A 21,401-nucleotide genomic window follows, 5' to 3' on the forward strand; every position below is an offset into this window, starting at 1 on the left:
AGTCCTCAAAGTGCATCGTCGAAGTTGTTGTTTTTGTGCTTCGCCAGCTTGAGTCGGTGGTTTAGGGTCGGCGGCGTCCCTCCTCTCTGAGCAACGTCTGCAAGGTGTCCAGGCGCGCACCGTCGAAAGCAATGACGGTGCCTTGCTCGAACACCCGACGCGCCAGTCCCGTCAAAACCGCACCCGGTGGCAGTTCGATCTGTAACCGCACGCCTCGCTCGTAGGCGCTTTGCACGGTGCCGCGCCAGTCCACCACGCGGCACATGTTGAAGGCCAGGTCCTCACGCAAGGCGTCGGTGTTCACCATGGGCCGGGCACGACTGCCGCTCAGATAACCCAACGAGGGCGCTTTCAACGGCACGTCGGCGAACGCCTGGGCCAGTGTCCGGGCCGGGACCTCCAGCAATGGACAGTGGGACGGTACGCTCACCGCCAGCCGACATGCTTTCGCGGCGCCTTGGCTGCGCGCCTTCTCGGCGACGATACCCATTGCCTGGTCACTGCCAGCAATGACCACCTGGTTATCGGCATTGATGTTGGCCAGGTAAACCGGCGTCATGGCGCTGTGTACCTGCGCGAGCAACGCCTCCACCGTCGCAAGCTCAAGACCGATGATCGCCGTCATGCCATAGCCTCGCGGATACGCCTGCTGCATCAGTTCGCCCCGCAGACTGACCAGCCGCAAGGCATCATCGAACTCCAGCGCACCGGCCACCACCGCCGCCGGGTACGCGCCGATGGACAGGCCCGCGACGTAATCCGGCGCAGGTGCCTGCTCCAACAATTGCCGGGCCGCTGCCACACCAGCAATCAACAGACACAGTTGCACGGCCCGGGTCGACTGCAACGCCTCGGTGCTGTCCAACTGTCGTACGTTTTCCCCCAGCACTTCACCGGCCTGTTCCAGCAGTTGCGGCGACACGCCCTGGAGCATGCCCGCTCGCTGCGCACCCTGGCCGGGGAATACCAAAAGGCTGCTCACGCCACTTGCTCCAGCGCCGGTTGCCACGGATCAGTCACCAGACGCGCCTGAAGATTATCCTTGAGCAATACCCGCCGCGCCGCGCCGGCCCACTCGCGCAGGGCGACGGCGCCGAAGGGGGTTTGTAATTGCATGTCTACGGCGCACGTCGAACCGTCCAGTTGCGTCAACAAATCCCGGGCCTGAATACGATCCAGCGGATGCGGTGTGCGCAGGATCAAATCCAGGTCACTGCGCGCATGCAGCGCCTCGATGCCACTGGCCAGTTCAAATCCGGCGCTGCCGCTGACGCCCCAGATCCAGCCGCTGGCATCCAGCATCGGCCGCAATTGAGCGAGCGCCTGCAACGCCGGCAAGTCACGGCGCAATGCGACATGGCAAAGATCCTCCGGGCGCACCCGGCGCTGGATCGCCGTCACCGGCATCGACGTGGCGTAACGCTGTTCCCGCAAGGCTCCGCGCACGCCCACGGCAATGTGCCCCGGCGTGCTCATCGCCCGCCGCACCACCACCGGTTGCCCAAGGCTGAGGGACTCAATGACCCACGCCGGCGCATCCGCAGGCAACGGCTGTGGCGTCATTCCCCACAGCAGGTCGTGGGCCAGGAACGTGCTCACCACTGCGCTCTCAACAATTGGCGAACGGTGCTGGAGGCCGCACGATGCGTCGCCCCGAGGCGGCTGCTCAAGTCCCGAGGCGCGCCTGCCACGTCGTTGATCGCCTGTTGCAAGCACTCCCTGACCCGTGCCAGATCCGCTGCGTTTGGTTGTTCAATCTGCTCCACCGACAAGGTTTCCCACAGCAACCCGAGGCTGGCAAAGCTGTCGATGTCATAAGCCATCGGCGGCACGCTGGCGGCCAAGGCTTCAAGCTCTTCGACGCTGCGCAGGGTCACCCGCGCCGCCGAGGCCTTGCCCATGGCGTGGACCATCACGCCTGGATCGCGTAAGGCGATCAACCGGTTAGCCTGATAACCGTGGGCCAGGAATGCCCCGGACATAGCCTTGCCCACCAGCAAACCAATCACCGGATGCCCGGCCAGCCGCGCTCGGGCATAACTGTCCGCCGCACCGGCCAGGGCCTGATGAATGCCGAGGGCTTCTTCGCGACGACCGTAGGCCTGGCTCGGCACATCGACGATGGCGATCAGCGCGCGCTTGCTGGACGCATCGCGGTCGGCGTCAATGGCGTCATCCACGGCCTTGGCCAAGCCCCAGCCTTCCAGCAAACCGACTTCACCGTTGCGGGCCCGAGGGAAACGGCTATCGGGATCGGCCACGACCGCCAACAGCCGCACGTTTTGCTCGCCCAGTGTGACGTCGGCCACTTTCAGCGAAGCGGGCAGTCCCCCCAACGGCCTGGCGCCGTCGCTCAGCGCCGCGAACCAGCGCAAGCCTCTCAACGAATACGAATTCATGGGCGTTCTCCCTGATACAACTGGCGAACCGCGGCCGGTTCGATTTGCACTTCAGTGTCCAGTCGGGCCAAACGTTGCAGGAACACCTCGGCCTGAGCGCTGCGGTGCTCGGCGGGTACGCCCAAATGCAACAACTGGCTGACTTGCTCGCGGATCTGCGTCACGTCATCGGCCACATAGCGGTCCACCAAGCCGGTGGCAAAGCGTTGCTCACCGCCGGTCAGGCTCCAGATGAACGGCCGATCACGGGAGTCATATTCATCGATCCCGGCTTCCTGCTCGATCACCTGCGGACCGTTCAGGCCCAGTCGCGCTTCCTGGGTCACCAACAAATAGCTGCACAGCCCGGCGGCGATGGACATGCCGCCAAAACAACCGACGCTGCCGGCCACCACACCGATGACGGGCTGGTACTGGCGCAAGTCGACAATCGCCGAATGAATCTCGGCAATCGCCGCCAGCCCGAGGTTAGCTTCCTGCAAACGCACGCCACCGGTTTCCAGCAGCAACACGGCGCGGGTCGGAATGCCTTTGCGGTTGTCCTCGGCGGCCAGCTCCAGCGCGCCGGCGATCTTCGCCCCGCCGACCTCGCCAAGGCTACCGCCCTGGAACGCACCTTCGATGGCCGCGATCACCACTGGCAGGCCATCCAGCAAGCCCTTGGCGATCACCACACCGTCGTCGCTTTGCGGTACCACGCCCTGGCGCAGCAGCCAGGGCGACATGATCCGCTGGAAGGGATCGAGCAGTTCACGGAACGAACCGTCATCCAGCAGGGCTTTGGCCCGTTGCCGGGCACCCAGCTCGACGAAGCTGTGTTTGTTGAGCAACGCTGCGCTGTCAGTCATGGCCGATCTCCTCGAAGCCTTGTTCCAGGCGCAAACGCACCACGCCGGGGGTGGCGCCGAAATCGTGGATGTCGATAGACAGGGCCGGTGGCATCTGGCCGTCGAACATGCGGGCGAACAAGTGTTGCCAGCGTTGTTCACTGCCGTTGACCGAGGTCTGCACCTGAATGGTCAACTTGCCCGCCAGGCCCGGCTCGATCAGCACTTCCAGGTCGCCCGAGCCGACGCAGCCCACCAGCGCCCGGCCCCGTGGCGGCTGCCCGGCGGGAAATTCAAAGGATAAGGTTTGCATCAGCACACTCCTGGGAAGAGGCCATCGCCGCGCTCAATACGGTCGAGGAACAGGCAAGCGGCGAGCAAGTCGGCAGCGCCGCCGGGCGAGGCGTTCATGGCAATCAATTGTTGGTCCAGCGCATGCAACTGGCGACGACCGCCCAGGCTGGCGCTGCCGCCCGCGTCGAGCACCGCTTTGGCGCCGTACTGCATGGCCTGCAAACCCGGTTCGCCGGCGCGGTAGAGCACGCAGGTGTCGGCCAACGTCGTCATGATCGCCAGCAAGGCATCGAGCCGAGCGTTCTGTTCTCCCGCCCCCGCCGCGCGACTGCGCTTGAGTTGCGGCAGGGCCAGGCCGGTGACAGCCGGGAATGCCAGCTGTGCTTCTTCCCGGGCGCCGCGCACACCGTAGCGTTGGGCCACTTGAGCACCATGGCTGAAGGGTTTGGGGGCATAGCGATCTTCCAGCAAGGCCAGGCGGGCGGCTCTTAAAGCAACAGCGCTGGGAGTGCTGGATTCAGGTTCCAGCGCCATAGCAGCGACCAACAGGCCAAGGGCCCAGATGGCGCCGCGGTGGGTGTTCACGCCGTCGGTGGTAGCGAGCATCGCCGCTTCCCCCTCCCGGCCGATCCGCCCAAGGGCTTCGCGCAACGGCAGGCCGATCTCGCCGCATTCAAGGGCGGCGTCGGCCATTTCCTTGAATGCCGGCCACAGCGACAACGCCGAAGCGTGCATCAACCCCAGGTGCAGATCGGTGTGGGCGCCATTGCCGCGCCGATCTACCAGGGCCGGTTTGGGTGACAGATCGGCTTCGTCGATCAGCGCGTCCACCGCCATGTCGGCCAGACGCTCGGCCAGAGACAGGCTTTCCGGTTGCAGGTTGAAGGCGTGCATTTACCAACTCCTGAATTTGGCGGGCGGGTTGTAGAGGCCACCGGACCACTCCACCAGGTCGGCCACACTCTTGGCGGCGAGCAACTCACGGGTGGCGTCGGTGCGGCGAATGCCGAGGTCTTCAGGCAGGGCTATCAAGCCTTCGCGGCGCATACGGGCAGTGTCTTTCGGGTTATGGCGCAAACCGATGGCAGTGACCCCGGCCACGGCGGCGATCATTGCTTGACGCTCTTCCAGAGAGCGAGCCTTGTACAGGTAGGCGATGCCCTCTTCGGTGAGCAAGTGGGTGACGTCGTCGCCATAGATCATGATCGGCGCCAGGGGCATGCCGGCTTTTTTCGCCACCTCCACCGCGTCGAGGGTTTCGACGAAGGTGGGTTTGCCGCCCTCCTGGAAGGTCTCGACCATCTGTACCACCAGTTTCTTGCCCCGTTCGAGCAACGGCGCCTCGCCATCGCCGTGGCGCATGTCGAGCCAGGCCGGCGTGCCGTGACGGCGACCGCGCGGGTCGTGGCCCATGTTCGGCGCACCGCCGAAACCAGCCAGTCGGCCACGGGTCACCGTCGAAGAATGTCCGTCGCCGTCCACCTGCAAAGTGGCGCCGATGAACAGGTCCACCGCGTATTGTCCGGCCAGTTGGCAGACCATGCGGTTGGAGCGCAGTGAGCCGTCATGACCGGTGAAGAACACATCCGGCCGCGCGGCGATGTAGTTTTCCATGCCCAGCTCGGTGCCAAAGCAATGCACGCTTTCGACCCAGCCGCTTTCAATGGCCGGAATCAACGTAGGGTGAGGATTGAGGGTCCAGTTGCGGCAAATCTTGCCCTTCAAACCCAGGGACTCGCCGTAGGTCGGCAGGATCAGCTCGATAGCGGCGGTGTTGAACCCGATGCCGTGATTGAGGGACTGGACGTTGTGTTTCTCGTAGATCCCGCGAATCGCCATCATCGCCATCAACACATGCACCGGCTTGATATGGCGCGGGTCGCGGGTGAACAGCGGTTCGATGTAGAACGGCTTGTCGGCCACCACCACGAAATCGACCCAGGACGCCGGGATATCAACCCGTGGCAGGTCGGTGACATCGTCCACCAATTGGTTGACCTGAACGATGACGATGCCATCGCTGAAGGCCGCCGGCTCAATCAGCGCCGGCGTGTCTTCGGTACTGGGGCCGGTGTAGATATTGCCGGCACGGTCGGCCATGAACCCGGCCGAGAGCACCACGTTGGGAATCAGGTCCACCACCAGCCGGGCATAAAGTTCGATGTAGGTGTGAATCGCACCGACTTCCAGCAGGCCGTCTTCCAGCAGTTGGCTGATGCGCAGGCTCTGGGTGCCGGCGAAGGAAAAATCGAGTTTGCGGGCAATGCCGCGCTCGAACAGGTCCAGGTGTTCGGAGCGACCGACGCTAGGCATGATCATGTGCAGGTCGTGCAGCTTCGCCGGGTCGACTTTGGCCAGAGAGCGCGACAGAAAGTCCGCCTGCTTCTGATTATTGCCTTCCAGCACCACGCGATCACCCGGCAGGATCAACGCCTCCAGCGCCGCAACGATCTTGTCGGTGGGCAACACCACACCGTCGGCAAGCCCCTTCACCAGCTCGAGACGCCGCTGCTTTTCGCAACGCCGCCGCGTCCAGCGCGAGTCGGGGGATATTATTGTTGTCATGACCACTCCACGGGTTCGCTGTCGTGGAGGTCACATTAGGAGCGTTGTGGCGAGGGCATCAATCAAGCTCGGTGGCGGATCGTTACGCTTGGCGTAATGGTTGAACGCAGTTCCTGTGGGAGCGACGCACAACCGGGAGAAACAGGTCGGCTATAAGGCCGCCTCGCGAGCAAGCTTTGCTCCCACAGATCTGATCAAACAGGTCTGATCAAACAGATCTGATTGGCGCATACCCGCTAAAGCCAGGCCGGCTGTCAGGCCGCCATCGCGAGCAGGCTCGCTCCGACACTGCTTTCGGTCGTTTATAAGATCAGTGCCCACCGCCTATCCTGTGGGAGCCAAGCTTGCTCGCGATAGCGGTGGGTCAGCTTGCACCCATGCTGAATAAACCGCCGCCTTCGCGAGCAGGCTCGCTCACACAGTTTGATCGAAGTACAACCATTGCAACTTCGTATGTCTCAGGGTTTGTGGTGCTGAACCAACCCCGCAGCCACCACCAACTCTTCCAATGCCAACAAGTCCGGTACTTTCGCCACATGCTCCCCCACTTGCACCGCGGCCTGTTCCAGCCCGCACAACGGTACGTCGACGTAGCTCAGTTGGGTGTCGAGCTTGTAAGAGCGCGGAATGCCTTGTACCAGCAGCGCGATGAAACGCAGCTCCGGTCGGCCGCCGAGGGCGTTGAGGATGACGATGCGCACTCGCTCGCCAATGACGGTTTTCTGGCCGCAGGCCGACTCGAAGCTCAGCAACGGGATTTGCCGTTCGCGCCAGCTCACCCAACCCAGGAACCACGGCGGAGTGTCCATATCGAACGCGCTGCTCTGGTAATCGATCAGCTCGGCCACGGCCACGTTTGGCAAGATCAGGTGCCGGTCGGCCAGGGGTAGCAGCAACCCGGTGATGTGCCCCGTTCGGGGGTGAAGATCATGCATGGGTTTTGCTCCAGCGGGCGATGCTGTCGAGCAGCACCGATTCCTGATACGGCTTGCCCAGGTAGTCGTTGACGCCGATGGCCATGGCACGTTCGCGGTGTTTCTGACCCGTGCGGGAGGTGATCATGATGATCGGCAGGTGGGCAAGGCGCGGGTCATTGCGCACTTGCGTGGCCACTTCGAAGCCGTCCATACGCGGCATTTCGATGTCCAGCAACATCAGATCGGGGGAATGTTCAGCCAGCAGCGCCATGGCATCCACGCCGTCCTTGGCGGTAAGCACGTGCATGCCGTGGCGCTCCAGCAGGCGGCTGGTGACCTTGCGGACCGTCACCGAGTCGTCCACCACCAGCACCAGCAAGGGTCGCGGGTACTCGCCCTCGCCTTGCGCCGCTGCCGGGCGGCGTGGGGCCTGATGGGGCAAGGCGCGGATCGGTGCCAACAGGTCGAGAATCAACACCACCCGGCCGTCGCCCAGGATCGTCGCCCCCGACAAGCCCTGCACCGCCGAAAATTGCGGGCCGAGGCTCTTGACCACAATCTCCCGGGTCCCGGCGGTAGCATCCACTTGCACCGCGATATGCCGCTCGTTGCATTGCATCAGCAGCACCGGCAACGGTTGGCTCTGGCCCAGCAGTTTCGGGCGAGCGCCGGTTTTCAATAGCTCACCCAGGTAGCACAACTCATAACGCTGCCCGGCGTAGGTGTAGGCAGGCGGGTCGAGCTGGTAATAGCCGTCCAGTTCAGCGGGCAACACCCGAACGATGCTTTCGATGGTATTGAGGGGGATGGCGTACTGGTCTTCGTGACATTGCACCATCAACGCCCGGTTTACCGCCACGGTAAACGGCAAGCGGATGCGAAAATGCACGCCCTGCCCCGGCGTGGAGTCGATAACCATGCCGCCGCCCAGTTGCCGCACCTCTTCGTGGACCACGTCCATGCCGACGCCGCGCCCGGAAATCTGGGTGATTTTTTCGGCGGTGGAAAAGCCCGGCTGCAGGATGAATTGCAGCACGTCTCGGTCGCTGATGTCGCTGTCCGGTGCTAGCAGGCCACGCTTGATCGCTTTGCTGCGCACCGCCTCCAGAGGCACTCCGGCGCCGTCGTCGCGGATGTCGAAAATGATGTCGCCACCTTCGCGGGACAGGTCGAGGCTGATACGCCCCCGGGCCGGTTTGCCGGCAGCGATGCGCACGTCGGCCGGCTCCAGGCCGTGGTCGACGGCGTTGCGCAGCATGTGCTCCAGGGGCGCGGCCATGCGCTCCAGCACGCTGCGGTCCATTTCGCCTTCAGCATTGCCAACCACGAATTCCACGTCCTTGCCCAGTTCCTGCGCCACTTGCCGAACGATGCGTTTGAGCCGCGGCAACATGCGCTCGAACGGCACCATGCGCGTGCGCATCAGGCCTTCCTGGAGTTCAGTGTTGATACGCCCTTGCTGTTGCAACAGGTTTTCAGCGTCGTGGTTACTACGGTCGAGGGTCTCCTTGAGATCGAGCAGGTCCGAGGCCGATTCGAACAGCGCCCGGGACAACTGCTGCAACTGGGAATGCCGGTCCATCTCCAGCGGGTCGAATTCTTCATAGCCCAGGCGCTCGGCCTCGACCTGCTGACGACTGAGGATCCGCCCCTGGGTTTCGGTATCAAGACGGCGCAACTGGTCGCGCATGCGCTCGATGGTGGTTTCCATCTCACCGAGGGCCACGCGCGCGTCGTTGACCTGCTGTTCGATACGCCCACGGAAAATCGAGGTTTCCCCGGCCAGGTTCACCAGGTCGTCGAGCAGTTCGGCGGAGACCTTGACCATGTCCGCGCCGTCGCTCGGGGTACCGGGCTCAGGTCTTGCGGGTGCAGGCGACGGGGTCGGTTCCGGCGCGGAGACGACCTTGGGCGCCTCGCTGTCCTGCGGATGATTCACCGCCTGGATCTGCGCGATCAGCCGGTCGGCGAGCGGGCACGGGTGGCCGGCGCGCACCGCATCGAGCATCTGCGCCAGCCGGTCATGGCTGCTTTGCAACAAAGCGAACAGCGCCGTAGTCGGCTGGAGCAACCCTGCCGATAAGCCTTCATAAAGATTTTCCAGCTCATGAGCCAAGTCGCCGATGGGTACGATTTCCACCATTCGCGCGCCGCCCTTGAGGGTGTGCAAGTCCCTCAGCAGGGTTTCCAGGGCCTGGCGGTTCGACGGTTCGTCCTGCCAGCGCAGCAGCGCTGAGCCGGCGCTGTCGAGAATGTCGAAACCTTCTTCAAGGAAGATTTCCAGCAGCTCCGGATCATGTCCGGCCCCCTCGCTCTGGATCGACCCGGCCGAATCGATTGGGTTCGGCTTGTCCTGACGGAACCGGCGAATGGCGTCGATCAGCGCAACGGGATCACCCAACGGCTGGCCCTGCTGCAACTGCCCGAGCAGCAGGTCGAGGCGTTCGTGACTGCTGCTGAGCAGTTGCTCCAGTTCCGCGCTGTGGCTGTAACGGCGGTCCACCAGCCCTTCGTAGAGGTTTTCCAGCTCCTGGGCCAGGTCGCTCACCGACCGGATATCGGCCATTCGCGCGCCGCCTTTGAGGGTGTGCAGGTCCCCGTTGCAACGAGGACAGCGGCGCTGCATTGTCCGGGTCGGACAGCCATCGTTGCAGGGCCTGGGCGGCGCTTTCGAGAATATCCTGCGCCTCTTCGAGGAAGATCGAGGCAATGTCCTCGTCCACTGAGGTCTCAGCAGGGGCGTTGCGCTGCAGTTCAGCTGTCGCGTTCCCCAGTTCGCGGATGCTCAGGGTGCGGCTGCCATCGCTGCGGATCAGGCCGGTAGCCGATGGGTCGAGGCTCTCCTGGAGCAAGCCCGCGCAGGGCTTGCACCCGCTCGGGCTGTGAATGCACATGTTGGCCGGCGGCCAGTTCATCGAGCATGTCGATCAAGGCTTCATGGGCGCGTTGCGCTTCCTGGAAAAACACCTCGCTGACCGCCAGGCTGCTTTCTTCCACTGCACCATAGAGATCAAGCAAGGCTTCGCAGAGCTCGTCCACCGGGTGCAAGTCGGCCAGGTGCGCGCCTTCGCCGAGGGTGGTCAGCTCGTCCAGCAGTGCACTGAGTTCCTGGCCTTCGCCGGGGTGCTGCTGCCAACGGCGCAACAGGTTCTCGGCGTCAAGCAGGATGTCCATGCCCTGGGCGAGGAAGTTGTTGATCAGTTGTGGATCGCGCTTGGTCCGCAAGCCTTTGTCCGGTGCACTGAGGGCCGCTTGCAGGCGCTCGGCCAGCAGCGTTTGGGTTCGCTGGATCAGCTCTTCGGCGCCGGGAATCGGCGCCAGGGGGGCGTCGTGTAACTGACGCAAGCCCAGGCGCAACAGGCCCTCGGCTTCCAGCAGCAATTCAGTTTCATCAAGGTCGAGGGCGATCAGGTGCGCCTTGTATTCCCGGGCCAACTGGTCCATCGCGCCGGCCAGTTCGGCAATCGGCAACACGCCGGCCATTGATGCGCTGCCCTTGAGGGTATGCAAGGCTCGCTGCAATTCGTCGCTGGCTTGCAACGGCAAGTGTTCGGCAGCCTGGTCGAGAAAGCGATTGAGGCTGGCAAGGTGACCCTGGGCTTCGTTACCGAATATCTTCAGCAACAACGGGTCGAGGGCGGCGACATCCTGTGCGTCTTCGTCGTCGCCACCCTTTGCCAGCACATGGGCACGGGCGGCCAAACGGTCGACATCGTCGCGCTGACGCTGGCGGCTGTCTGCAAATTCGCTCACCAGGGCCGGTAGCAACTGCACCGTGTCATCCAGCAACTGCCGGACCGCAGCACTTGGCTCAACGCTGCGCTCCAGCACCCGGTTGAGCAGGTTTTCCACGGCCCAAGCCAGCTCACCCAAAACCAGCGCCCGCACCATCCGACCACTGCCCTTGAGGGTATGGAAAGCCCGACGCAGTTCAGCCAGGGCGCCGTGGTCGTCCGGGTGAGCGGACCAACGCGGCAGGTATTCGCGCAGAACGTCGAGCACCTCGTCGGTTTCCTCAAGGAAGACCTCGCGCAGCTCGTCGTCCACCGGATGCTCGTCCAGCGGCGGCGGCAGCAGGCTACCCGGCGTGCTCCTGGCCGGCGGGTTGACCGCCGAGACCGGGCTGGCCAGCACTTGAGCCAAAGACTGCACGGTCTGCGGGTCATCGAGCTCCTGCAAGTCTTGCATGACCTGGGCTTCGTTGGGGCTCAGTACATCGTCAAGCAACGGCACACGGGCTTCGTCGGGGAAATAACCGAGGGCGCCCAGGCTCCGTTCGACCACGTCCAACAAGGGTTCGCCGAGCGTTTCCGGGTCTTCGTTCAAACGCTCCAGGTAGTATTCAAGGCCGCTTATCACATCGGCCAGGTGATCAAGCTCTTCCCAACCCGGCTGGGCGTGGTCCAACAGCAGATGTTCACGGATGAAACCGTTGCAGGCCTCCACCAGGCTGGCGGCCCGGCTCAGGGGGATCATCGCCAGCGCGCCGCGCACCTGGGTCAGCAACGCCGGTAGCGCTTGCAGTTGTTCGCTGTTCCAGTCGGCGTCGATGTAGTCGACGATCATGTCCTTGGCCTGTTGCAGGCAGGTGTGGGCTTCCTTGATGACAATCTGGTGGATCTGGGTCAGGTCGGTGGTGGGCAGGTGGCTGTCTTCAGGGCTCTCGGGCTCGACGGTGCCGACCATGCCGGCCAGGGTGGCCTCGACGTAGAGCAAGGCCCCGGCGACATCCATGAGCGTCGCGTCATCCGGCTCGCGATGACCTTGGGCGAGGCTCAGGACTACCGCCAATTGATCGATGATCACTTTTCGCGGCTGACCGAAGCCAAGCACCGCCAGGGTGTCAGCGATCTGTCGCAGGGGTGCCAGCAAGCTGTCCAGCTCAGAGGCGTGCTGGCGGTCACTGCGCACGAACAGGTCGAGCCGCTCCTTGACCCGCACCAGTTCTTCACAGAGTGCGGCGAGCACCGAGCGCATGGCATCACGGTCCGGTCCGGCCAGGCGTGCGCGTTCTTCGTCGACCATGGCGCTGTCGGGCAGCGCGTCGTCCAGTGAGTAGCGTTCTTTCATGATCTGCATCTGCCCGCTGGGATGTTCGGCCTTGGCAATATAGAACAACAAACTTGTTAGCAACTGTGGCGGCGCCGGTTGATTGATGCCTTGCATGCCCTGGTCCAACAGTCGCTTGAGTTCCTTGTCCGCCTCCTTGAACAGGCTGCGCAACGCCGGGCTATTGGCGATACGCCCCTCGCGCATGCCTTCGACCAGCGCCGACGCCACCTGCCACAACGCATTGAGCGGTGCTGCGGCGCACAACCCTTCCAGGCGATGGAAGACCTTGGCCAGGTAGCCTAAATGGGTGGCGTCGCCCTGTTCGCGCAACAGGCCCACCAGGGCCACTTGCAGGGTCTGGCGCAATTTGCGCAAAGTGCTTGGCAGGTCCGGCGGCTCGAGTCGCTTCAAGGCCTCGTCGCTGAGTGGCGCGATCTGCGGCAACTCAGGACTGAACAGGCTGGTCTCCGACAACAGGCTCTCACCCCGGGCGCTGCGCAAATCATTGATCAATGGCAGCACCACCAACGGCAGGTCGCGGCGGGCGCCCTGTATGCGGTCCAGATAGATCGGCAACTGCCCAAGGGCCTGGCTCAACAGGCTGATGGCTTCGTCGCGATGGGCGATGCGGTTGTCCTGCAGGGCGACGCACAGCTGTTCCATCTCCTCGGCCAGCAGCGCCGCGCCATAGAACTCGACCATCTGCAGGCCGCCATGCACCTGGTGGATGCAAGCCAGGCATTGCGCGAGGGCATCCGCCGCCTGCGGGTCGTCCACCAGGCGGTTGAGGGCCAGATGGGCCTGCTTCAGCGTTTCGGCAATCTCGCCCTTGACCCACTCCAGAGCCACATAGTCGTGCCGATCACCCATAACCACTCCAATCAGGAGAACACACCACCACTGCGGGGAAGGGATTTCTCTGTTGGAGCAAAGCTTGCTTGCGATGCAGGCGCCGCGGTTCCCGAAGTACCGCGTTATCTTCATCGCGGGCAAGCCTTGCTCCCACAGTCACACTTTTCCCTCATCAACAGCCGCCGCCGGCAAAGTAAAACCCGACACCGAACGACGCAACTGACTGGCCATTTTCGCCAGGTTGCCGATGCTTTCGGCGGTGGCGGTAGAGCCGGACGAGGTCTGGCTGGTGATTTGCTGGATCACGTTCATCGTCAAGGAAATCTGTCCCGCCGAGGTGGTCTGTTGCTGCGCCGCGTTGGAAATGCTCTGGATCAGCGCCGCCAGGGTTTTGGACACGCCTTCGATCTCTTCCAGGGCTACCCCGGCATCCTGGGCCAGCCGGGCGCCGCGCACTACTTCGGTGGTGGTCTGCTCCATGGAAATCACCGCCTCGTTGGTGTCAGCCTGAATCGCCCGCACCAGGGTCTCGATTTGCCGGGTCGCCGCCGAAGAGCGCTCCGCCAGCCGCTGCACTTCATCGGCCACTACCGCGAAACCGCGCCCGGCATCACCGGCCATGGACGCCTGGATCGCGGCGTTGAGGGCGAGGATGTTGGTCTGGTCGGCAATGTCATCGATCAGGCTGACAATGTCGCCGATTTCCTGAGATGACTCACCCAGGCGTTTGATGCGCTTGGCCGTGTCCTGGATCTGCTCGCGAATGTTGTCCATGCCATGAATGGTGTTATGCACCACCTCGTTGCCCTTGTTGGCGATCTCCACGGAGCGCTCGGCCACCGCCGACGACTCGGCGGCATTGGCCGAGACCTGATCGATGGACTGGGCCATTTCATTGATTGAAGTCGACGCTTCGGATATCTGCTGGGCCTGATGCTCGGAGGCCTGCGCCAGGTGCATGGCCGTCGCCTGGGTTTCCTGCACCGCAGCGGCGACCTGGCCGGCGGTGAGGTTGATGGTGGCCACGAGGTCACGCAGTTGGTCCACCGAATAATTGATGGAATCGGCGATGGTGCCGGTGAAGTCTTCGGTAACCGAGGCGGTGACGGTCAGGTCGCCATCGGCCAGGTCTTCGATCTCGTCCAGCAGGCGCATGATCGCGTTCTGGTTACGCTCGTTCTTTTCTGCGGTTTCACGCAACTGACGGTTGGTCTCGCGGACCATCACCAGTCCGATCAGGATGATCGACATCAGCGCCAACAGACCCAGCACATAGCCGCCAATGGCGTTTGTAGAACGTCCGCCGGCCAGGTTTTCGAACGCGGTGGCCAGGTGTGAAGCTTCGTCCAGCAAGGTTTGCGACAGATTGAAAATGTTGCCTGCCGACTCGCGGACCTTGAACAGCTCAGGAGAGGTTTCGAGGATTTCGTCCACCGAGCCGGAGACGAATTCGAAGAGTTCGCTGATCTCACTCAGGCGGGCCCGGGCATCGCGGTCCTGTACCTGGGAGATCTTCAAGGCCGGGTCACCTTGCGACATGCCATTGAGCACCTGACCAAAACGTGCGGCATCGCGGCCAAAGGTATCGGCGGCCTGGCTGGCGTTTTCATCCCCCGCCAGCACGGTGTTCACCGCACCGAGAATCCGTTCGGCCAGCAACGACTGGCGCTGGGCCATAGCGACCTGCGCGGCAGGCGCGCCGCGTTGCAGGAGGATTTCGACGACTTTTTCGTACTCGACCTGCAATTGCGGCACGGTTTCGGCGAGGGTCGCCGCCACCTGATGCAGCGACAGCACGGTCTGTTCGCTGGACAGGATGGCATCAGTGTTCTTGAGCAGGCGCTCCCAGTCCAGCTGTACCGCACGCATCTGCGGACGCAGGGCCGCAGGTGCCGGTGGCAGGCCGGTCACCGGGTCGCCCTGCTTCAGGTAGCCCCAGCGCTGGGCGAAATCATTGCGTGCCTCGCTCAGCAACTTGAACGCTGCGGCCTTGCCGGCGGCAGCCTCGGTGGCGTTCTTGGCAATGCGCTGGGACAGCACCCGCAACTCACCGGCATGGCCGATGTACTGCTTGTCGTAGTTGGACTGGGTGTTGAGGTAAGCGAAGTTGGCGAACAGCAGCATGATGAAGACAATCAGCGCGACAAACAGCACGATGATCTGCGAACGACTGCGCGACGCTTCCAGAGGCTTGCCTGTATTTGCTTTGATCATCGGTTCTCGCCTGTACTGCCCAATCCAACCTACTTGCCGCTGCCAACTGTAAGCAAGCCTGTGTAGTGCAGTCTGCTCAATCAGTGTGACTCTGTGGGAGCAAGGCTTGCCCGCGATGAAAACGCCTCGGCCTCTTGAGGACCGCAGCGCCTGGATCGCGAGCAAGCTTTGCTCCCACAAAGCCCGCTCCCGCTGACTCGCTCCCACAAGGGACCGTGCGGCATCTCGTCAAACAGCTACATCCATGAACCCCGGCGACTGCGCCAGGGCAAACGGGCTGAACACCTGCCACTGCCGCTCGCCGCGAAACCGACCTTTGACGAAGACCGCCTCCGGGCCGTCAAGGTCGTCCATCAGCGTCGGCTCCAGGCTGTCTTGGGCAAAATGCTGCAATCCGAGGACTTCATCCACCAGCAACCCGGTAAAGATCTCGTCGTGATCGACCACCAGCACCCGCCGCTGCTTGCGCACGCTCGACAGCTCATGGCCGAAGAAACCGCACACATCCATCAACGGCAACAAGCGCCCGCGCAGATTAGCCACTCCGCGAACCCACGGCTTGACCCCGGGCAAATGTGTGTAGCGCGGCTCGTGCAGCACTTCGCTGACTTCGCCCATCGGCGCCACGTACCAGTGCTCACCCAAGCGAAAGCCGATGCCGCTCCAACCGGCGCGGTGGGTCGGTTGTGACGGCAGGTCCGCCCCCAGCAGCCGGCAACGCCGGTCGATCTGCAGGAGCAGTTCGAATGCGGTCAGGGATTGGCTCATGGCCCCGTCATCAACCCGCCAGCACGTTGTTCAGGGTCTTGATCAGGGTTTCTTCGTCCACCGGTTTGGTCAGGTAATCCTTCGCGCCTTGGCGAGTGCCCCAAACCTTGTCGGTGTCCTGATCCTTGGTGGTGATGATGATCACCGGGATGTGGCCGGTGTCCGGGTCCTTGGTCAATTGGCGCGTGGCCTGAAAACCGTTGAGGCCAGGCATGACGATGTCCATCAGGACCGCGTCGGGTTTTTCCTGGCGGGCCAGAGCCACGCCGTCGGCGCCGTTTTCGGCCTTCAGGACCTGGTGGCCGTGCTTTTCCAGCATGCCGGTCAGTTTGTACATTTCAGTCGGCGAATCATCGACGATCAGAATTCGTGCCATGGTGTTCCCCATTTTTCGTTGACCCCCAGGCCCGATGGCCGAGCGTCATTAATGTGCCTGGTGCGGCTGGACAGCGGCAAAGCCCGGAACAAGAGCCTGTATCGCGCCCAGCAATTCTTCCTTGCTGAAAGGCTTGGTCAAAAACTGATCGGAGCCGACGATGCGCCCCTTGGCCTTGTCGAACAAACCGTCCCGGGACGACAACATGATCACCGGCGTGGCCTTAAAAACACTATTGTTCTTGATCAGGGCGCAGGTCTGGTAACCGTCCAGGCGCGGCATCATGATGTCGACAAAGATAATGCCCGGATGATGGTCGGCGATCTTGGCCAGGGCATCGAAGCCGTCGACAGCCGTGATGACCTCACAACCGACGTTGCGCAACAAGGTCTCGGCGGTGCGACGGATGGTCTTCGAGTCGTCGATGACCATGACCTTCAAGGCGCTGGGTTGCTGCTGCGTAAGATGCTCTGCCATTGCCACTGCAAACCGGTTTTTAACGCGTAAGTGTGAACGACAGCGCAAACCCTTGATGTTCAAGGCCCGCACGTCACATGCCAGCCTTTTTAGCACAGTCTCCATCGCCGATCTATCGGCCGCTCGGCACAGTGGTTTTTCCTTGACCGCCAATCTTCCGGGCGCCACTCTGACGCCACTTTTTCACACCATTTGTGCCCATCAATTTTCGAGGAACCAAGCCATGAGCGTACGCGTCGGCATTGTCATGGACCCTATCGCCCGCATTTCCTATAAAAAGGATAGCTCGCTGGCCATGCTGCTGGCCGCTCAGAAACGCGGCTGGGAGCTGTTCTACATGGAGCAGCGCGACCTCTACCAGGCCGAAGGCCAGGCACGGGCGCGGATGAAGCCGCTGAAAGTCTTCGCCAACCCCGAAAAATGGTTTGAACTGGGCACCGAAAGCGATGCGCTGCTCAGCGACCTGGACGTGATCCTCATGCGCAAGGATCCGCCGTTCGACATGGAGTTCGTGTATTCCACCTACTTGCTGGAGCAGGCCGAAAACGCCGGTGTGCTGGTGGTCAACAAACCCCAGAGCCTGCGCGACTGCAATGAAAAGCTGTTCGCCACGCTGTTCCCGCAATGCACGCCGCCCACCATTGTCAGCCGTCGCCCGGACGTACTGCGTGAATTCGCCGACCATCACGGCGACGTGATCCTCAAGCCCCTGGACGGCATGGGCGGCTCCTCAATCTTCCGTCACACCGCCGGCCACCCCAACCTGTCGGTGATCCTGGAAACCCTGACCTTGCACGGTCAGCAGCAGATCATGATCCAGGGTTACCTGCCGGCCATCGTCGATGGCGACAAGCGCATCCTGATGATCGACGGCGAACCGGTGGACTATTGCCTGGCGCGCATTCCCGCGGCCGGCGAAACCCGCGGCAATCTGGCGGCCGGCGGGCGTGGCGAGGCGCGTCCGTTGACTGAAAAGGACCGCTGGATCGCGGCCCAGGTCGGCCCGACCCTGCGGGAGAAAGGCCTGCTGTTCGTGGGCCTGGACGTGATCGGCGAGCACCTGACGGAAATCAACGTCACCAGCCCGACCTGCATCCGCGAGATCGACAACGCCTTCGGCACCGACATCGGCGCGATGCTGATGGATGCCATCGATCAGAAGCTCAAGGCTCGTTGATCCAGATCCTGCTGAAGGAAACCCACATTGCGTTATCATGCCCGGCCTGAAAAAAACGCGATGTTGGTTTCCTTGCCATGACCCTCCCGTCCGATCTGCCCCAAGAGCTCGCCCATCGCGGCGTGCGCCCGGCTGATCGTCTCGGTTTTACCCTGTTCCTGGCGGCATTGATCCACTTGGCACTGCTGCTGGGCGTCGGGTTTGCCACGGTAGACCCCAAACAGATCAGCCAGACCCTGGAAATCACCCTGGCTACTTTCAAAAGCGAAGCCAAGCCACAGAAAGCGGACTTCCTCGCCCAGGAAAACCAGCAAGGCAGTGGCACCCTGGAAAAAAAGGCCACGCCCAAGACCACCCAGATCGCGCCGTTCCAGGACAATAAGGTGCAAAAGGTCACACCGCCGCCAGCGGCCAAGCCCGAGGTCCGGGAGACGGCGCCCAAGGCAGCCGTGACCACCGTGGCGCCGAAACCGAAAAAAGCCCCGGTCAAAGAAGAGGTCAGGCCCGACCCCAAACCCAAGGCCCCGCTGCCCACCTTTGACAGCGCCCAACTGTCCAGCGACATCGCCAGCCTGGAAGCCGAGCTGGCCCAGGAACAGCAGCTATATGCCAAGCGCCCGCGTATCCACCGCCTGAGCGCCGCCTCGACCATGCGCGACAAGGGCGCCTGGTACAAAGATGAGTGGCGCAAGAAAGTCGAGCGCATCGGCAATCTCAACTACCCCGACGAAGCCCGGCGCAAGCAGATCTATGGCAACTTGCGGCTGCTGGTCTCGATCAACCGCGACGGCTCGCTGTATGAAGTGCTGGTGCTGGAGTCCTCCGGCCAGCCATTGCTGGATCAGGCCGCCCAGCGGATCGTACGCCTGGCCGCGCCGTTCGCACCGTTTACCGGGGACCTGTCGGACATCGATCGCCTGGAAATCATCCGCACCTGGAAGTTCGCCCGGGGCGATCGCCTCTCCAGCAACTGACACGCTTTAATGGTGGACATGGAGCCTGAACCTGCCGCAGATCCCTTGTGGAAGCCGGCTGTGTGGGAGCAAGGATTGCTCGCGATCCAGGCGCTGCGGTCCTCAAGAGACCGCGGCGTTTTCATCGCGGGCAAGCCTTGCTCCCACACAGCCCGCTTGTGTCTTGCGCTACGTTTAGACTGAAGGTGAGAGCGGTGGGTGGCAAGCTGAATGCCCGGAGTGCTTAAAGCACGTGTGGGAGCCCATGCTGCCACTCACCTCTCCACTCTGGTCATTGAGCCCGAACAGTTGAACGAGCCCACCTCGAACAGTTACAAGCGTGGGCCAAGCCAGAGCGCTCTCACCTTGAGTGTAAGAGGGTTTGGCCATGTTTTCCTATCCAGCAGGTATTGATGTTTCAAAAGACAGTCTTCAGGTTCAGGTTGATCTCTTAGATGTTGGGGTGAGTTGCCCTAACGCTGAAGATGATTTTCCTGGATTAATTGGTTGGCTGCTGCTCCATCAGGTCACCCGTGTGTTGTTGGAAGCCACTGGCGGTTACGAGCGAAACGTCATGAAAGCGCTTCAGGCTGCAGGTTTTGAGGTCATTCGGATCAACCCCTGCCGAGCCAAGAGCTTTGCCAAAGCAATGGGACAACAAGCTAAAACCGACCCGATAGATGCGCGCCTCCTGGCGCAATTTGCAGCGGTCATCAAATCGGCTAACAGCCGGATCACAAGTGCCGAACAGGACGACTTGCGCGCACTGGTCCAGCAACGGGAAAACTTTACTCAGCAGAGAGATGACGACAAACGCAGATTTAAAACGGCCTCATCTGAGGCCGTTAAACCCGCGTTGCAGAGTCATATCGACTACCTGTGCGAAGCCATTAAGTTGATAGAAAAGATGATCCGTCAAAGCGCTGAAAGCCTGGACAGTGAAAAAGTCACTCGCCTGTGCTCGGTCAAGGGGATCGGTCTCGTCACGGCAGCCAGCGTAATGGCCTATCTTCCAGAGCTCGGCGAGGTTGGGCGACATCAGATAGCCGCATTAGCAGGCATCGCCCCCTACAACGACGATAGCGGCACGCACAAAGGCCAACGCCATATCAGCGGCGGTAGGTTCTCCGCCAGGCGCGCTCTGTACATGGCCTGCTGGTCAGTGATCAGGTATCAGCCTGACTTCAATGCACGCTACAAGGCGCTGCGCGAGAAAGGCAAATGCGCGAAGGTTGCGCTCATCGCATGTATGCGGATCTTGTTGATACGTCTAAACGCAATGATCCGGGATGGTTCTGAGTGGAAGGGAGACGTCGCGTAGATTGTGATTCCGGTTCCCTCAGACAATTGCATAGCCCAGAGCTGTGGGAGGCTCGCTGCCTCTGAAAAAGATGGCTAAATAAACCATCCAAGACAGTTGCTCCCACATTTGATTGGTGTCGCCTGCCAGATTGAGGCATTTGCTACACATCCCCAGCTTGTCAGTTCGCCCCTGCGCCGCCACACTAGCGCCTATGAAAAACGTCAGCCCCACCTACCTCAAGCATCACTTCCTGATTGCCATGCCGCACATGGCCGATCCGAACTTTGCCCATACCTTGACCTACATCGTCGAGCACACGGCCAATGGGGCCATGGGGCTGGTAATCAATCGCCCGCAGGAATTGAACCTGGCGGACATTCTTGAGCAGTTGCGCCCGGATGTAGAACCGCCACTCTTGTGCCAGCACGTTCCGATTTTCATCGGCGGCCCGGTGCAGACTGACCGGGGCTTCGTGCTCCATCCGACAGGGCCGTCCTACCAGGCCACCGTGGACCTGGACGGCGTATCGCTGTCCACCTCCCAGGACGTGCTGTTCGCCATCGCCGATGGCGTAGGCCCGGAAAAAAGCCTGATCGCCCTCGGCTATGCCGGCTGGGAAGCCGGGCAACTGGAAGCCGAACTGGCCGATAACGCCTGGCTGACCTGCCCGTTTGACGCCGACATCCTGTTCAACACCAGCAGCGAACTGCGCCTGGAAGCGGCGGCCAACCGGTTGGGGGTCAACCTCAGCCTGCTCACCAGCCAGGCAGGACACGCCTGATGGCCCTGCGCCTGCTGTTGGGCTTCGATTACGGCACCAAACAGATCGGCGTAGCGGTCGGCCAGGTGATTACCGGCCAGGCCCGCGAGTTGTGCACGCTGAAGGCGCAGAACGGCGTTCCGGACTGGAATCAGGTCGAAGCACTGATCAAGGAATGGAAACCCGACGCCGTGGTGGTCGGCCTGCCGCTGAACATGGACGGCACGCCCAGCGACATGTGCGTTCGTGCGGAGAAATTTGCCCGCAGGCTCAACGGCCGCTACAACCTGCCCTTCTATACCCACGATGAGCGCCTGACCACGTTCGAGGCCAAGGGCGAACGCCTGGTACGTGGCGGTCAGAAAGGCAGTTACCGCGACAACCCGGTGGACGCTATCGCGGCCGCCCTGCTGCTTCAAGGCTGGCTCGACGCCAACGCCGCCCTGTTCGAAACCTGATTTTTCTGA

General features: G+C 62.3%; 17 protein-coding genes and 1 pseudogene. 5 read left to right on the top strand and 13 right to left on the bottom strand.

Annotation, left to right across the window (positions count from 1 at the left end):
- Positions 1 to 61: 61 nt before the first annotated feature.
- The 13 genes and pseudogenes from mdcH to PSH57_RS27040 all read right to left on the bottom strand — a co-directional run bounded on the left by mdcH (position 62) and on the right by PSH57_RS27040 (position 16,741).
- The gene (gene mdcH, locus PSH57_RS26980) at positions 62 to 982 is read right to left on the bottom strand and encodes a malonate decarboxylase subunit epsilon (protein ID WP_305386544.1); all 921 of its coding nucleotides are present in this window, start codon (positions 980 to 982) and stop codon (positions 62 to 64) included.
- Positions 979 to 1,599 (bottom strand): malonate decarboxylase holo-ACP synthase, encoded by a 621-nt coding sequence (locus PSH57_RS26985; RefSeq protein WP_305386545.1) that lies wholly within the window; start codon positions 1,597 to 1,599, stop codon positions 979 to 981. The genes mdcH and PSH57_RS26985 overlap by 4 nt, the downstream gene beginning before the upstream one ends.
- Positions 1,596 to 2,399: a biotin-independent malonate decarboxylase subunit gamma gene (gene mdcE, locus PSH57_RS26990; RefSeq protein ID WP_305386547.1), complete on the bottom strand. Its 804-nt coding sequence runs from the start codon at positions 2,397 to 2,399 to the stop codon at positions 1,596 to 1,598. The genes PSH57_RS26985 and mdcE overlap by 4 nt, the downstream gene beginning before the upstream one ends.
- Positions 2,396 to 3,247, bottom strand: a complete 852-nt coding sequence (locus PSH57_RS26995; protein WP_305386548.1) for a biotin-independent malonate decarboxylase subunit beta — start codon at positions 3,245 to 3,247, stop codon at positions 2,396 to 2,398. The genes mdcE and PSH57_RS26995 overlap by 4 nt, the downstream gene beginning before the upstream one ends.
- On the bottom strand, positions 3,240 to 3,539 hold the full coding sequence (locus PSH57_RS27000) for a malonate decarboxylase subunit delta (RefSeq protein WP_214913753.1): 300 nt from the start codon (positions 3,537 to 3,539) through the stop codon (positions 3,240 to 3,242). Before PSH57_RS27000 ends, PSH57_RS26995 begins: the two co-directional genes overlap by 8 nt.
- Positions 3,539 to 4,414, bottom strand: a complete 876-nt coding sequence (locus PSH57_RS27005; RefSeq protein ID WP_305386552.1) for a triphosphoribosyl-dephospho-CoA synthase — start codon at positions 4,412 to 4,414, stop codon at positions 3,539 to 3,541. Before PSH57_RS27005 ends, PSH57_RS27000 begins: the two co-directional genes overlap by 1 nt.
- Positions 4,415 to 6,085 (bottom strand): malonate decarboxylase subunit alpha, encoded by a 1,671-nt coding sequence (gene mdcA / locus PSH57_RS27010; RefSeq protein ID WP_305416224.1) that lies wholly within the window; start codon positions 6,083 to 6,085, stop codon positions 4,415 to 4,417.
- Between the two features lie 458 nt (positions 6,086 to 6,543).
- The gene (locus PSH57_RS27015; protein ID WP_305386554.1) at positions 6,544 to 7,020 is read right to left on the bottom strand and encodes a chemotaxis protein CheW; all 477 of its coding nucleotides are present in this window, start codon (positions 7,018 to 7,020) and stop codon (positions 6,544 to 6,546) included.
- Positions 7,013 to 12,924, bottom strand: a pseudogene (locus PSH57_RS27020) (Hpt domain-containing protein). The gene PSH57_RS27015 and the pseudogene PSH57_RS27020 overlap by 8 nt, the downstream one beginning before the upstream one ends.
- A 138-nt stretch (positions 12,925 to 13,062) precedes the next feature.
- Positions 13,063 to 15,120, bottom strand: coding sequence for a methyl-accepting chemotaxis protein (locus PSH57_RS27025; RefSeq protein ID WP_256229994.1), 2,058 nt, complete (start codon positions 15,118 to 15,120; stop codon positions 13,063 to 13,065).
- A gap of 228 nt (positions 15,121 to 15,348) precedes the next feature.
- Positions 15,349 to 15,888 carry a chemotaxis protein CheW gene (locus tag PSH57_RS27030; protein WP_305386558.1) on the bottom strand — a complete coding sequence of 180 codons (540 nt, stop codon included), beginning with the start codon at positions 15,886 to 15,888 and terminating at the stop codon, positions 15,349 to 15,351.
- 10 nt (positions 15,889 to 15,898) lie between these two features.
- A complete protein-coding gene (gene pilH / locus PSH57_RS27035) occupies positions 15,899 to 16,264 on the bottom strand; it encodes a twitching motility response regulator PilH (protein WP_047226188.1) in 366 nt (121 codons plus the stop codon).
- 48 nt (positions 16,265 to 16,312) lie between these two features.
- A complete protein-coding gene (locus PSH57_RS27040) occupies positions 16,313 to 16,741 on the bottom strand; it encodes a response regulator (RefSeq protein WP_256229990.1) in 429 nt (142 codons plus the stop codon).
- A 223-nt stretch (positions 16,742 to 16,964) separates the two neighbouring features.
- Here PSH57_RS27040 and gshB point away from each other — a divergent pair, with 223 nt between their 5' ends.
- From gshB to ruvX, 5 genes are all read left to right on the top strand, one after another.
- Positions 16,965 to 17,918: a glutathione synthase gene (gene gshB, locus PSH57_RS27045; RefSeq protein WP_305386561.1), complete on the top strand. Its 954-nt coding sequence runs from the start codon at positions 16,965 to 16,967 to the stop codon at positions 17,916 to 17,918.
- 77 nt (positions 17,919 to 17,995) lie between these two features.
- On the top strand, positions 17,996 to 18,892 hold the full coding sequence (locus PSH57_RS27050; protein ID WP_305386564.1) for an energy transducer TonB: 897 nt from the start codon (positions 17,996 to 17,998) through the stop codon (positions 18,890 to 18,892).
- A gap of 367 nt (positions 18,893 to 19,259) precedes the next feature.
- A complete protein-coding gene (locus tag PSH57_RS27055) occupies positions 19,260 to 20,192 on the top strand; it encodes a transposase (RefSeq protein ID WP_305384149.1) in 933 nt (310 codons plus the stop codon).
- Positions 20,193 to 20,385: 193 nt separating this feature from the next.
- A complete protein-coding gene (locus PSH57_RS27060) occupies positions 20,386 to 20,955 on the top strand; it encodes a YqgE/AlgH family protein (protein ID WP_305386569.1) in 570 nt (189 codons plus the stop codon).
- Positions 20,955 to 21,392 carry a Holliday junction resolvase RuvX gene (ruvX, locus tag PSH57_RS27065; protein WP_092395470.1) on the top strand — a complete coding sequence of 146 codons (438 nt, stop codon included), beginning with the start codon at positions 20,955 to 20,957 and terminating at the stop codon, positions 21,390 to 21,392. Before PSH57_RS27060 ends, ruvX begins: the two co-directional genes overlap by 1 nt.
- The last annotated feature ends 9 nt before the right edge of the window (positions 21,393 to 21,401 follow it).

Source organism: Pseudomonas hefeiensis (genome assembly GCF_030687835.1).
GTDB lineage: Bacteria > Pseudomonadota > Gammaproteobacteria > Pseudomonadales > Pseudomonadaceae > Aquipseudomonas > Aquipseudomonas hefeiensis.